At 39.1% G+C, this 13,414-nt stretch carries 14 protein-coding genes; all 14 read right to left on the bottom strand.

All coding sequences use genetic code 11. The features are described 5' to 3' along the window. Positions 1 to 59 precede the first annotated feature (59 nt). Positions 60 to 2,438: a pLS20_p028 family conjugation system transmembrane protein gene (locus A5883_RS01015; RefSeq protein WP_086337825.1), complete on the bottom strand. Its 2,379-nt coding sequence runs from the start codon at positions 2,436 to 2,438 to the stop codon at positions 60 to 62. A gap of 36 nt (positions 2,439 to 2,474) precedes the next feature. After that, the gene (locus A5883_RS01010) at positions 2,475 to 5,030 is read right to left on the bottom strand and encodes a VirD4-like conjugal transfer protein, CD1115 family (RefSeq protein ID WP_086337824.1); all 2,556 of its coding nucleotides are present in this window, start codon (positions 5,028 to 5,030) and stop codon (positions 2,475 to 2,477) included. Beyond that, entirely contained in the window at positions 5,027 to 6,589 is a 1,563-nt protein-coding gene (locus tag A5883_RS01005; RefSeq protein ID WP_086337823.1) for an ImmA/IrrE family metallo-endopeptidase, read from the bottom strand. The genes A5883_RS01010 and A5883_RS01005 overlap by 4 nt, the downstream gene beginning before the upstream one ends. Then, positions 6,579 to 6,776, bottom strand: coding sequence for a hypothetical protein (locus tag A5883_RS01000; protein ID WP_086337822.1), 198 nt, complete (start codon positions 6,774 to 6,776; stop codon positions 6,579 to 6,581). The genes A5883_RS01005 and A5883_RS01000 overlap by 11 nt, the downstream gene beginning before the upstream one ends. Positions 6,777 to 6,843: 67 nt before the next feature. Beyond that, a complete protein-coding gene (locus A5883_RS00995) occupies positions 6,844 to 7,863 on the bottom strand; it encodes a hypothetical protein (protein ID WP_086337821.1) in 1,020 nt (339 codons plus the stop codon). Positions 7,864 to 7,933: 70 nt separating this feature from the next. After that, positions 7,934 to 8,836 (bottom strand): LPXTG cell wall anchor domain-containing protein, encoded by a 903-nt coding sequence (locus tag A5883_RS00990; protein ID WP_086337820.1) that lies wholly within the window; start codon positions 8,834 to 8,836, stop codon positions 7,934 to 7,936. Between the two features lie 66 nt (positions 8,837 to 8,902). After that, positions 8,903 to 9,769, bottom strand: coding sequence for a hypothetical protein (locus A5883_RS00985; protein WP_086337819.1), 867 nt, complete (start codon positions 9,767 to 9,769; stop codon positions 8,903 to 8,905). A gap of 9 nt (positions 9,770 to 9,778) precedes the next feature. Then, entirely contained in the window at positions 9,779 to 10,123 is a 345-nt protein-coding gene (locus A5883_RS00980; RefSeq protein ID WP_086337818.1) for a hypothetical protein, read from the bottom strand. Further along, on the bottom strand, positions 10,077 to 10,334 hold the full coding sequence (locus tag A5883_RS00975) for a hypothetical protein (protein ID WP_086337817.1): 258 nt from the start codon (positions 10,332 to 10,334) through the stop codon (positions 10,077 to 10,079). The genes A5883_RS00980 and A5883_RS00975 overlap by 47 nt, the downstream gene beginning before the upstream one ends. Positions 10,335 to 10,342: 8 nt before the next feature. Continuing rightward, complete coding sequence (locus tag A5883_RS19065; protein ID WP_176323939.1) at positions 10,343 to 10,519, bottom strand: hypothetical protein; 177 nt, start codon at positions 10,517 to 10,519, stop codon at positions 10,343 to 10,345. Then, positions 10,512 to 10,874 carry an HU family DNA-binding protein gene (locus tag A5883_RS00970; RefSeq protein WP_086337816.1) on the bottom strand — a complete coding sequence of 121 codons (363 nt, stop codon included), beginning with the start codon at positions 10,872 to 10,874 and terminating at the stop codon, positions 10,512 to 10,514. The genes A5883_RS19065 and A5883_RS00970 overlap by 8 nt, the downstream gene beginning before the upstream one ends. Before the next feature lie 268 nt (positions 10,875 to 11,142). After that, a complete protein-coding gene (locus tag A5883_RS00965) occupies positions 11,143 to 11,334 on the bottom strand; it encodes a hypothetical protein (RefSeq protein ID WP_086337815.1) in 192 nt (63 codons plus the stop codon). A 198-nt stretch (positions 11,335 to 11,532) separates the two neighbouring features. Then, the gene (locus tag A5883_RS00960) at positions 11,533 to 11,904 is read right to left on the bottom strand and encodes a hypothetical protein (protein ID WP_086337814.1); all 372 of its coding nucleotides are present in this window, start codon (positions 11,902 to 11,904) and stop codon (positions 11,533 to 11,535) included. 206 nt (positions 11,905 to 12,110) lie between these two features. Further along, on the bottom strand, positions 12,111 to 13,414 hold a 1,304-nt coding region (locus A5883_RS00955; protein WP_141108409.1), incomplete at its 5' end, for a VaFE repeat-containing surface-anchored protein.

The following is a 13,414-nucleotide window of genomic DNA, read 5'->3' as shown; positions in this document are numbered from 1 at the left end:
CTATACCTTTCATGAAAAAGGAGCACTACGGATACCCCTTTTTCATTTTTTAGATTCTATCATTTCTTTGATAATGAACGATCAAAGGCGTCAATTATCTTCTTTCCTGTGTTTTTTCCAACTTGTTGCCGAATAAGACGCGGCTTACGTTGCTTGGCTTGGTTGATTTGCCGATCAGCCCATTTTTCAGAAATTATTTCCGGAATCGTTTGTTCTGTTAACGGCTGATTCCCACGGAGAAGATCCGATTGTAGTTGTTGCCGCCCAGGGGCATTCTGAATGTTTGATGGAAGAGAGACCTGTTGGAAAGCAGGTTGAACAACTTCTGATAATGGTACGGCTGGTTTTAAAATAGAGGAAGCTAGTACATTAGCACTGGTCATTGGCAAATAAGCTTGTGTACCTGTATGTTGCGTAACCCCTAATTGTTTTGCAGCAGTAATCGATGCTGGAACACTGACTGTTGACAACAGGGGATTTGTAATACCTTTTAACGTTCTTGTAGAAGCCAGAGTTGGTTGAAAAACAGGCACTTCAGAAGATGCCGTCGACTCCGCTAAAAGGCTTGCTACCGGTTGTTGTAAAGTTTCTAATGGATCAGAAAGAACATGAGGCATCTTCGTATGTTGATACGCTTGAACCCCTGAATATTGACCCGCTAATTGTTGTAAAGGCACCTTTGGAATCGACTGAGCAAAACGCTCAGCTGTAGCAGATTTGGCTAATGGGTCATTATTGGCCAAATCTGCTACTCTTTCTTGTGTTGCTAGACTTATCCCATTAGGAACATTTCCTGGTAATTTTTTCTCCGTATTCTTATCAAGTTGAGTTTTCTCACCAAGAAGTTCTTGCATAGAAGCTGGAATCGTTGTTTTCCGATAGTCTTTCACCTCTTTATCCATTTCCTGTGCTTGATCTTTCACTTCTGCATCTGTTCGTATCGATTCCGATAAAACAGATGCTTCTGAACCTGTTGATTGTACTGACTCAGAACGTGGTACAGCTAATTCGTCTTTATCTACCGCAACATTTGATTCTTTCAATGTCTGTTGGTTTGTTGCTTTCGTTGGCTCTTTCAATGAATCATGTACTTCGCGAGCAAAAGTTTCTTTCTCTTTATCCGATAATTGCTCTTGAAGATTCAATCCTTCTGGTGCTTGATTTTCTTGTGCCTTTTCTGCTTGTAATTCTTTTCCGATTCCTGTTTTTTCTTTGAATTTTTCTAGCGATTCATTCATAGCACCTTTGACAGTGCCAGACGTATAATCAAAGCCTTTTTGCAGATTGTCTTTAAATTTCCCCAACGGTTCTTTTAGCGCTTTTTGTAAGCGGCTTGCTCCATAGAGCGCCCCACCCAATGTTGCTAACTGTGCTACAGAAGATTTTAAACCGCCTTGATAACCCGTTAATTCTTGAATAATCCATGGCCCTTCTAAAACCAATAATGCAAGAATTATTTTTAGTAATGTTGACGAAAAAGGATTCTTGACTTCGACACTAATATAATTAGAAAATAGTCGATACAGTTTCAGCGTAACCGCAAATAAGACAACATTCATAAGAAGATGAATGGTTCCTTGAATGATTTTACGCAATTTTGCTCCTTCTACTAAATCAGAATACGCAAAAAAGCCCATAATCATTGAATTATAGGCAATATTAAACATCACATGCAAGTATTTAAACGAAGCAAAGAGCAATACAATGATAGACGTCAGCAAAGCAAAGAAAATACGCCAAGGATGCCAGGAATACCGATAATAGTGTTCATCTACTTTGAACCAGCCAGCGTCCAATTCTTCTAATGACGTTTTATTGCTCCCATTTAAAACGATTTTATGTGAAAAAATCTCTTTCGTTCGACGATCTTTTGCCTCCAATTTATCTGGATCAATTTCTTCTGTAATATCTAAAAAATCATACTGGTCTGTTTTTAGATCAACTGGCTTTGCTTTTTCTATATCCCAAGCTTGTTTGTCAAAACTTGTCACGTCTGTGATATTCTCATTGAAGATTGCTGTTGCTGTAGAGCCATCTGCTGAATAAATGGATTTGGCTAAATCAAAAGCTCCCCCTGTCAGTGTCGATACAATGGTCAATCCCGACAATAAAACAACCGTTCCCAACAAAAAATGATCCACTAAACTTCGAAGTTGGATATTCCGATTGGACATATAGCGGAAAAAATAAACAATTAAGCAAACACCACCGATGCCAAATACCAAAACTTGATTTTTCGTCACCCAATTTGTTACTTTGTCTGAAACAGGAAAAGAAGCAAGCGAATACACACTATCTAATAGCTTTTCCATGCCATCAAGTAAAGCTTTAAATAAGCTTAAGAATAACCAGCCAATCTTTCGTAACGCCCATGAAACAATATCTGTGACATGAAGATACTCTTTGTATTGCTTCAAGAGCTCTAAAATGTCATCCATTTTATCCCCCTTCCTAGCCTCATTCTTGAGTTGGTATTATTCTTTCTTTTTATCCCCTTCTGGGACAAATCCAAATCCTTTCAACCGTTGGTAAAAAGCTTTATTTTCTGGTTTCAGTAAAAATGCAAGATACGTGTCATAATACTCATGATGATCCAAAAGATCTTGATAACAGGTTTCTTCTGCCTGCAAAAAATCTGTTAATCGAATAAACGTCTCCTGACCTAGTACTTCAATGACTTTTTTTCGCTCCCCTGGCAGTTGAATGGCTTCAATACCATCCAAATTTTTTTGTAATAGTTTTTGATCTGTTACCGTATCATATTGATCCAATACGGATTCTGGGGATTCTTCCATTTCCTTCAAAACTCCTTTCAATCGTTTGAGTTGTTCTTCCTTGTCCCGTTCTTTAAACGGTTCTTTGATTCGTTGTGCAAATGTTTTACTATAGGTTTCCAATTCAAGATTCGGAACCATTGGCAACGATAATTGGCGCCAATCGACATTCGGATCAAACTGATCCTCTAAATAACGAAACGCATACAATAGTTTTTGATCTTCTCCGGTATTAAAAATGGGATATGGTCGTACAGGGTTCCCCTTTAGATCTTGACGATGAATCGAACGCTCCACGACAACTTCCCCTTCTTCTAGCCGACCTAATTCATCTGGTGCAATCAATGGCCGCGTTTCCAAACTTTCCGTATATTGTTTATTTAAGTCTAAAACGCCGCCAGAGCGACTTTTTATAGTTACCTCCTGATCCCCTAAAAGTGCAGAAAAGTCTTCTCTAGCACGCTTAGAACCGCTTAACAAGAAATATTTATTCATGGACTCATCTGCAATAAATTCCCCTACTTTTTCGTTGTATTTATTGGTTAACTGGTTAGGATGTTGCACATAGAAATCGATTAAAATTCCTCGGCCAGCCCCAACAGATAACATAGAGCTGATATTACTAAATCCTGGTAAATTCCCAAATTCATCTAACCCACAACGAATCCGCTTTTTTAGTTTTCCACCAGGTAAATCAGCCGCAAAGTCACTCGCAACGTGGTACATTTGCGAAATCCAGGTACTAGCAATAATATAGTTTGTCTGAATATAATCGGGTAAAACTAAAAATACAGCTTGTGGTTTATAACGATAGATACAAGAAACACCTTCTCGCGGATCGAACTTTGCTCCTGGAGGCATTTCAATATGTTCAACACCAGAAAAATACGGATCTTTATTAGGCAATGTCTGGTAAATGAGACCTTTTCCCACCGTTATCATACGCTCTACTTGTACTTTTTCATCAAAATCATTGGTAATTTCATAGGTTAACGTATATTCCCCTTCTGTTTGAGTATCTACATACCCGCGGATAACAATATTTTCCGTCATATCAATCGGGGAGTCACCTTTGGTTAACTTTCGAAAATCAAACGTCGATTGTGCCATTAATTTTGCAACTTTGGGCGCAATAAATTGGCGTAATTTTGCTTGTGTTGTCGCAAAAATCGAAGCTTTCATTTGGCCATCTGCATATTGAACGGTTGAATATTCCATTTTTGCTGGATTCCCTGCAGGTAGTTGAGCAAAATAACGGTCTAAAAGTGTCTTTCCATTTTTTTCATCTGGCGTTCCTAATTCTACCAACATATTGGCCACTGCATATAGACTAACGTATTTTTCTGTTAACTCTGGTTGTTCACTACATTCAATAAACTCGTAACAAAGTGCTAAAATCACTGCATTCACTAAAGCCATGGCTGTTTCTTCCCATACAGGCTCCCGCGCTTCATCATTATGATAAAGGGGATAACTGAAGGTTTTACATAATTCAATGGCTTCATCGATATCACCCTTCAAATAGGCTTGTTTTACTAGATCCAAAGGATTATATTGAAACGAACGATCCAGATCAATTAAATTCAACACCGAACATTCATATCCCCGTCGCTGTAGCGTTTCTTTTCCCATGCCAGCCGCGGCTAATTCATATTTCCCTGAAGCATAAATCAAATGCGGCTTTTCTTCTGATCGTGAATACACATCCATATCTGGCAATACTTTGGTTTGTCCTTTCGCTGAACGTGAACGTCCTAAAATATAATTATGTGCAGGATCTGTATCAATATAGACTTTATCTTTATATCGAGCAACAATCGTACCACTAAGTCCTGGATACGTTTCCTCTGGGGTCTCTCCTTTAATCGGAACAGCTTTATACTGGGCAATTAATTCTTCTAACGTGGTAAAGCGACCGGTTGCTTTGTTTCCTTCTTCCAAAGAACCATAACTTAATTGAATTCGAAAAAGCAGATAATAATAAACCCCCACGCCACCAAGTGCCGTTAATCCATAAACCCATGGATAACGAATCAGATGAAACGAGAGCCAATGAACAGGCACTAACTGGTTAGGAAAACGATCAAAAAGATTGGTTAGTACGGAACTAAACACATTTGCAATAACCAAACACCCAATCACAACCACGCCGAATACAATCCGCTTTCCACTTTTTTGTGTCAGTTTTTCTTGCCAATGGGTCAATTTGCTTAAAAACAACTCATTTTTGCGCTCACGAAAAGCGTTCAATTTCATGTCATTGATCGCCCCGTCTCTCGTTCATACGTGTTCCGCATGACTTGATTATGGATGAGTTGTTGCTGGTATTGATGATTCGCATGTTCCACCAATTGTTTCAGTGAAGATAATTGGGGAACTGGAAAAGCACCAAGCTCTTGAAGCTTTTTGTAAGCTTCTTCCTGTGTTGGTACAGAATACGTGGTGATATCCCCCACTTGATCCATTATCCAAAGATCATAATTTCCCTGTTCCTTATCAGGTACAAGTAATAATTCTACTTGCTCATCTACTTGATAAAATGGATGCCCATCTATTATTTTCTTTTGAAGATGTAAGGCCAGTTCATCTTTGTAACGAGTAATGGTTTCAGGTGCTTTTGATTGATCAAAACTCCAGGAGACAATGGTTTCATTTCGATGCAAGGAAAGTTTGCTTAGTAACTGATTTTCATTTACTCGTTGAGAAAGTTGATAGAAGAATTCCCGATCCTCTTTTGTAAAAGCTGGATCATTAGTCAATGCATACTTTTCTAAAAACGACTCTTTCTCTTGATAACGTTCTAACAAAGGAGTAACAGTAGAATCAATCGTTTGAATAAATTGTTGGCTCGTGCGTTGGACTTCTTCTAATAATTGAATCTGAAAAGCTTCTTCTTGTGCTTCGATTTTTGTTAAATGCTTTGTCCAATGCGCTAAATAAGGGGTTGTTTCTTCCGCCGTATCAATACCGTAATGTTTGTTTACAATATATGAAACCAATTCTGCTTGAAATTCTTTTAAACTAGGAGTGTCTAAAATCTTGTCTTTCGTTGTATAAAGAGAGTCACCTTGAACAGTTGGATCATGCAATGCAGCATGTGCTAATTCATGAATCAACACATGGATACGTTCAGATGGTGTATTGCGTTGGGATAAAACAATTTCTTTTGTTCCATCTAGCGCATAGGCAAAACAGCCCTTGGCGACACCTAATTGATGGATCCCTAGAATCGATTCTTGTTCAGTATGAATGGGAACATGTAACGCTGTCGCAATACGTTTAATACCTTCTTCAAGGGACTTTAACATGTCCTCATCATGGATAGGAAACTCACTTGGACGATTGGGAAATAATTTAGGATAGTCTTCTGGGGTTGCGGTTGTTTGCGTGATATCCCAAACACTTGTTGGCCGAAAACTCTTTACTTCCCATGATTTTAATTCTTTCGAATGGATCTTTACTTTTTCTTCATTTGTTGCTTTCTTGATTGATTTCACCACACCGTTTTCATCTTGGAACAGACTATAAAAATTCGGCTGCAAAATACGAATGGATTTTCCTTTCTGATCTTGACGAGGGTAAAATCCTTTTTCGGCAAAAAATCGATAATTTCCTATAGCGGTTGCTCCTGGATATTGCGCTAAAATCATTAATTGATTGCGAAAAGAATACTGATAAAATTGTTGCATAAATGCCATTAGTCTCAACTGTTCTTCTGGCGACTGTGTATACTCCTTAACTGCTTGAAGCGCTTGATTGGATAGTTGTGTCACTTCTTCTTGGATTTCTTTTGTCGAACGTTTTTTATACACCATTTTCTCGCCTCATTTCTTGTAATACCTGGTCGTCAATCAATACTTCTTCTGCTTCTTTTTGTGCAAAAATCAATTCTCTTTGAAACTCTTCCGCAATGGACAAATCAACCTGATAGAATTGTGTGTTTCCTTCTATATCTTCAACAAATAATCGATTCTTCTGAACCGAAATCAGTTGGACAATCATACGAACGCCTCCTTTTTCCTATTGATACAAAAAAAAGAGAAGGAATCTTTTCTCCTTCTCTCTTCTCTCAGATTCTTTTTCGTTGTTTTTCTTGATAAACAGTAAATGTCCCATTCAACCGATCTTCTTCAGATAAAATCGAACAAGGAATTGTTCTCTTTTGCCAAGAATACCGTAAACAAATCGTTGCTTCTGCACGAATCGGAACAAATTCTCGATCAAGTGCTTTTTTTATCACGCCTGTCAATCGACGTTGAAACGCCACACTATAGACATAATCTCCTTGTAAAGAAAGGACTAATCGTTCAAATTGAAGAAAAGGAGCCCATGTTTTTGTTAGTAGAAATTGCTTCGCAAACGCTTCTTGTGTTAAAACACCTTGATTCAAAGAAAAAAGAATAGACACAAAAACCTGTTTTTGTACCATCTGCCAAAAGAATTTGTGGTAACATTTCCATAAAACAATCACACCAAAACTTAGTAACGCACCCACCCAATAACGATTCGAAATGTCTTTAAGTACATATATTTGTTCATAGGTGTGACTAGTAAATACTTCTAATCGAACACCTAATAATAAAACGAAAAGCTGTCGCCAAAACCTTCCCATCTCCTCGCGAAAACTCAATGTAGACAGGAAGCCAGACAACGCAAGAATAGCACTCGTTGTGTATATCACCAATAAAAGAACCATAAATGCCTCTATCGTCTGAAGACATGGCTCCAACTGTTCAACAGATAGATTGCCTCCTTCACGTGACTTTAATAAACTAACTCCAAGGGCTATTCCAAAAACTTTCAATGTGACTTTTGCCCAATAACGTAAAAAACAACTACTATTTAGCAGTTGGATATCCCAAAAAGGACGGGTTCGCCAGTTTTGTTTAAATGTTCGCCAAAAATTATATTGCCAATCTTTCCATAACTGAACCATTAGTGCAGGAAGTTGCTTCACTACTGGTAACCACTGTTGCCTCTCACGATAACATATATACAAATAACTACCAATTACTAGAACGATCATTAACCAAAAGACGCTTTCACTCACTTGATTAGCTAACGTATCAGATTGTCCTTCAAGAGACATAAAATCCCCCCTTCCCTAATCTAACAAAAGAAAAAAGCCCCTAACAAAATTAGGGGGCTACGGCTCTCTTTCATTTTAATCCACCACTGAATAAACGTTTAAAAAAATCTCGTCTCGCAAGAAAAAAGCCAGCAATACTTGTCAGAATTACCCCTAGAATAGAAAGTGCTACTTGAACTTCTTCACCCGTTTTTGGTAATACTTTTGTCTTTCCATCCGCTGTTTTGACTTCAATATTTCCGCTTGGGAGTTTCTTCACTGGAATTGAAACATCCTCTATCAAATTGCCCTGACTGTCTTGAACCAGTGGTACCCCGTCTTTTACCCCGACAATGGTTTGTCCACTAGCAGCTTTCAATGGCGTCGTCGGTGTTGGAATATGTGTTAACTCTTTTACATCACTAGTGACAATCGGTACACTAGTTCCTTTGGAACCCTCCGTTGCGATTTCACCCGTTGACGTAACCGATACCGTGACTTCTTTTGCCGGAGCTGTTGGTTTGTCTTCTTTTGGTTTTGTTTCTTTGTCTTCTTTCGGTTTTTCTACTGGTTGACTCAGTTCTTCTTTTGGTTCTTCACTAGTAGACGAGGTGGTTGGTTGTTCAGTACTTGATGAACTGGTTGATTCTTCAGAAGAACTGATCGTTCCTGGTTGTTCTGTCGTGGTACTTGGCTCTGTCGGTGTTGTAGCCGGTGTTTCTGCTTCCCCAACACCCGGTGGTGTGACAGGAACATCTGGTGTCTCTGGGACAGTTGGTTGAACTTCTTCACTACTAGTAGGTGGTACCACTGGATCGGTAGGCGTTTCTACACTTGGTGTTGTCGGTGTAGGCTCCGCAGGAACGACAGGATCGCTAGGAACCGCGACAGTTGTACTACTTTCCGTTGTGGCCTCCTCTGCCGAAGCAGTCACACCAACTGTTCCAAGCAAAATGCTCGTGCTAAATAAGCTTAAAAAAAGTATTTTTTTCATTGTCTATTCCTCCATTATTTGTTTTAAGTAAAAAAGTGCCAGCACTTTCCATCAAAGTGACGGCACTTATTGATTGATCTCAAAAGGTTCTTCTTCTGGGATCGATGTAACCCATATTTTTTCTTGTTCTTCTTTCAATTGAAAGGTCACTTTTTTCGTGATTACGGTCTCTTTATCCGTTTGTAATACTACAATATAGCTGACTTTCCAAGAATCGTTTTGCACCTTCACTTCCCAAGGAAACGTACTTTTCAATTGCACATCTTGTCCTTCCACCTTAGAAAGAAGTGTGTCTGAGACAAACCGCCGCACTTTTTCTTGAACCTGTTCTTTTTCCTTGGTTCCTGTGTAATAATTGGTCAAAAAATAGCGACTAAAGGTATCGATTTTCGTTTGATTTTCGATTTGATGTGCTTGTTCGTTGTTTTCTACAGTTAATTGAGCGATTTCTTGACTCGTACGATAGCAATGAACGCTTACTAAACTGCCCCCTATAAGAGAAAAAAGAAGAATCAGGACAAACAGGAGCCGTTTCCATAATCGAAAAGCTCGATTCGGCTGAATAGGAATCGTTTGAGAAATTGGTTGTGTCTTATTCAAGGAACGTTCCTGCGTCTTTAATTCTCTCGCCAATTGCCCTAGTAGATAGTGAATCTGTTCTTCTTCTCGTTCACTGGGATTCTGATAAATGGCATTCAGTTGACGTTCAATCGCAGAAAAAAGTTCAAATCCGTCCCCTTTTCCTAAGAGAAAATCTCCTTCATAATTCAATGGATCTCCTTCCTCTGTTTTTCCTGAAATGATGATCGAGATCCTCTGAGTTTGGTCTTTTTGTTGTAACGAGCGTTCGAAAGCTTCTAATTGATGGATCCCTTCAGCTAGAGGGTAAGTCTTTTTTCGTAGCTTTCCTTGCTTGATTGAAATAGAAATCATAGTTTCACCTTAAGAAAGAAATTGAATAACCATAAGCGCCATTGCATTCCAGGATTTTGCCTGAGTTTCTAAGTAGGTCATAATTGTTGCGGCTGAAAATGCGCCTACAAGCCCAATACATGCGCGCAACGCGTGATCTCTTCCTTGTGCTTGTTTCTGCATATCTTTTGACATGTAGTCAAACATAGCTAAAATAAATTGAACGACCGCATATCCTCCTGCAAAAGCTAACAACCATTTTTTTACATCACTCATGATCTTATTTCCGGTAGCTCCAGGATCATTTGCGGCAAGCAGCCACTCGGTTTTAGCTAGTAAAAGGATCCCTTTGGTTTGTATCAATAGATTGGTCATGTCGAAGTTGCCCCCCTTTTTGTTCTGTTTCCGTTAACAAACGATTGATTGTATCCATTTTGGATAGAAAATATTGAAATTCCTGTTCTGATAACCATTCTTCATAAGAGAGTCCCTCTTTTTGTAATAAACGTTTGACTGTTTTTCGAATGTCTTCTCGCTTGTTTTTCGTTAAACTTTTTGATAAATAGAGTTGTTTTTCTTTCCCCATTTTTCCTCCTAATAGCGTGTATTTCGAACCTTCCGAAACCAACCGACAGCAGCAATTATTCCCACGACTACCGTCCCCCCTAGTAAAGCAACCGTATTTCGTTCAACAAACGAAAAATAGTACCCATAAATACATAGGGCAATAAATCCTATCAACATAGCCAGTCCCTTTAAAATTCTACCCATTGTCTTCTTCTCCCCCTTTTCTATTCATTGCCTCATCATTCAATTCAGAACCTGGTACAAATTTCACATATCTTACTGAATGTCTTTCCTGTTCACCTGTTTCCGGATCTCGAATGCTCCATTCTTCCTCAACAAGCGAAAAACGCCCAAAATATCTGAATTCGATTTCTTCCCCGTTGTGTAAGTGTTCAATCATTTTATCCAACAATAAACTAAGCAAATTTTGAACCGTTTGGGCATCCATGTCTATCTCTGCAGCGACTTCTTTCGCTAAATCACGTCGTCCGATCACTTGCTTTTCGCCTTCTTTCTTCTCTTCGATATTTCCCACATTTATGCCAATATTTTCGATCACCTGCTCGTTTTGCCTCCCTTCTTTCCTTTTCTACCACCTCTAGGTTACGTAAGCGACTTTTCGTATACATTTTTTGGAGTGCTAGATACGTCACATCCAATCCGTTGCGTTGCAATTCTTCCACAAAAAAAAGATCTGGCGTGATTAACATGTTTCCTTTCTCCCTCTCCTAAAAATTTGTATTTCATCAAAAAACGACCTCGAGAATCGCTTTCTCTGAGGTTTTAAAAACATTTTCGACTGATTCTTCATCGATCGATTAAAACGTCTAAAATCGCAAAATAGAAGCGTTTTTATTCATCTTCTCTCTTTTATCCTCTTTTCGATCATTTTTTCTTTTCTCTGTTTCCTCCTTCCTTCTCTGACTTTTGACATACATCTTTTGTAGTTCTTCCAAGGTCACATGATACCCATTGCGTTGCAATTCTTCTTCAAAATAGCGGTCAAGCAACATCCTCATTCGAAATTCTCCTACTCTTTCTAAAAAATGTGTTTTATCAAAAAAGTGACCTCGAGAATCGCTTTCTCTGAGGTTTTAAAAACATTTTCGACTGATTCTTCATTGATGGCTTAAAACGCCTGAAATCGCAAAATACGACGCATTTTTAACCAATCAAATAGAATGAAAGAAATAACCGTTTTTATTCCTCTTGTTGTTCTAAATACACAAAAGATAACCCACTACAAGAAAGAAAAGAAGGACAAGGATAGAAAAAATCGTTTCTAAAGTATCTACTCGTCGTTCCTTCTTGCGCTGCTCTTCTTGTTCTTTGATTCGTTGTTGGTTACACACTCGTTGTTTTTCTGGTACAGAAATGAAGTAACACTTGTAATAACAAATTTGATGGTTCGCACCAAAATGCGCTTCACAAAAATAGCCCGCTTCTTCGATTGCTTGAATCACAGAAGAATCAATTGGTTCATATTCCCATGACAACCTGAGCGAATCTGCCCAATCATGTTCTTCTTGATACATTCGAATTCCTTCAAGTAATTCCTCTTCCGTATAACAATCACAACAAGAAAACATCCCGATTCACCTCCACTTATAAATAAAAGACAGCACACCCATAAGTTGTGCTGCCTTTTTCAGAAGAATAAGCGATAAGGAGCTTTCCCCCTTCCGGTTTTTAGAATGTTGTGAGTAATCTAATAACCCGCTCTCTTATTCTTTCTTGATCATTCCAAATTGTCTAAAAACAAGCGGCTAGTTGTCTAACCGCTTGTTCGTCCTTTTTAGTCTTTGACTTTATACAAATCATACCCGATCAAGCTTGCCGCAAGGACAAAGATTAGACCGATAATGATCCAGATACTATTATCTTCTGAACCTGTTTTTGGCAACATCGGCACTACAGAAGCTGCTTTCACTGGTTGTGGTGGTTTTGGTGCTTCCACAAATTGAACGGTTTGGTCTTTGTTTGTGAGATCCACGTTGTGTTTTGCGACTTCTTCAAACGGTTCTTTCTCGTCTTCGGTTTTGGCTTGGAGCCATTCCGCAAAGCTTAAGCCTTTTCCGGCAAGGTTCCGACCGTCTACTAAGAATTCAAACAAGAATTCCATGGTTTCTTTGTCTGCCGTAAAGACTTTTTCCGCATGGGTGCCTTCAAATGGTGTACCGTCTGGCGTTAAGTAGCCTTGAACAATCAATTGATAGATTTGACCAATTGCTAGACCATCTACTTTGACCCATTCAAGCACGGTTTGATTTGGCAAAGCCAAGATCTCTTTTCCACCATTCGCATTCGTTGCTTTGGTGGTAATGGTTGGATTAACGATTTTGATGGTTTGGTCTTTGTCGGTAATATCTGCGTGAGAGGCTAATCGTACGCCTTCTCTAAACAGACCTTCAAAGACCACGACTTCTTTGCCTCGCAACGCACGGGCATCTAGGATAAAGTCTAAGTTGACTGTACCGTCGGTACTTTCTGCCACAAAGGTTAACGTACTGGTGATTTCTTTGTCATCTACCAGGACTGGCTCTTCTGTTTCTTTATCCATTAAGATGCCGTTAACGGTATACGTCTTTCCTACAATCAGATCATGATAAGAAACAGCATCCGTAATCGTGACAACCGTCAATGGATCAATCACTTGTAAGCCGGTTTCTTTGTCTGTTGCTTTGGTGCCGATTGCTGGATTGGTGATACGTACGGTTTGGCCCTTGTCATTGAGGTCTTTGTGGTTTGCCAGCTCTTCGTCGTTTCTGAAGAGACTTTCAAACACAACGATTTCACGACCATTTAAGCCGGTTAGATCAAAGGTAAATGGTACGATCACCGTTTCATTTTCTGCTTTGGCGATAAAACCAACACTGGTTTCTACCGTATTTCCATGCACAAGCAATGGTTCACCGGTGGCTTTGTCCATTAAGATCCCTTTGACCAGATACGCTTTTCCTGGAAGGATTTCTTTGATTTCAACGGTATCGTTTAAGGTAAACAGCCCCGTTGGGTCTGCGACGGTTAAGCCATCTTCAAAGACAGCTGTCGTATGAACGCTTGGATTGTTTACTTTCACACTTTGGGCTACATCAGTAA

Origin of the sequence: Enterococcus sp. 5B3_DIV0040, assembly GCF_002140755.1 — a bacterium.
GTDB classification, from domain to species: Bacteria; Bacillota; Bacilli; order Lactobacillales; family Enterococcaceae; genus Enterococcus_D; species Enterococcus_D casseliflavus.
Note: the sequence above shows the minus strand (reverse complement) of the source record. Positions and strands in the feature narration are given on the sequence as shown.

Coding starts and splice junctions, on each gene's coding strand:
- A5883_RS01015 (WP_086337825.1), bottom strand. CDS start 2,438: ATGGATGACATTTTAGAGCTCTTGAAGCAATACAAAGAGTATCTTCAT.
- A5883_RS01010 (WP_086337824.1), bottom strand. CDS start 5,030: ATGAAATTGAACGCTTTTCGTGAGCGCAAAAATGAGTTGTTTTTAAGC.
- A5883_RS01005 (WP_086337823.1), bottom strand. CDS start 6,589: ATGGTGTATAAAAAACGTTCGACAAAAGAAATCCAAGAAGAAGTGACA.
- A5883_RS01000 (WP_086337822.1), bottom strand. CDS start 6,776: ATGATTGTCCAACTGATTTCGGTTCAGAAGAATCGATTATTTGTTGAA.
- A5883_RS00995 (WP_086337821.1), bottom strand. CDS start 7,863: ATGTCTCTTGAAGGACAATCTGATACGTTAGCTAATCAAGTGAGTGAA.
- A5883_RS00990 (WP_086337820.1), bottom strand. CDS start 8,836: ATGAAAAAAATACTTTTTTTAAGCTTATTTAGCACGAGCATTTTGCTT.
- A5883_RS00985 (WP_086337819.1), bottom strand. CDS start 9,769: ATGATTTCTATTTCAATCAAGCAAGGAAAGCTACGAAAAAAGACTTAC.
- A5883_RS00980 (WP_086337818.1), bottom strand. CDS start 10,123: ATGACCAATCTATTGATACAAACCAAAGGGATCCTTTTACTAGCTAAA.
- A5883_RS00975 (WP_086337817.1), bottom strand. CDS start 10,334: ATGGGGAAAGAAAAACAACTCTATTTATCAAAAAGTTTAACGAAAAAC.
- A5883_RS19065 (WP_176323939.1), bottom strand. CDS start 10,519: ATGGGTAGAATTTTAAAGGGACTGGCTATGTTGATAGGATTTATTGCC.
- A5883_RS00965 (WP_086337815.1), bottom strand. CDS start 11,334: ATGAGGATGTTGCTTGACCGCTATTTTGAAGAAGAATTGCAACGCAAT.
- A5883_RS00960 (WP_086337814.1), bottom strand. CDS start 11,904: ATGTTTTCTTGTTGTGATTGTTATACGGAAGAGGAATTACTTGAAGGA.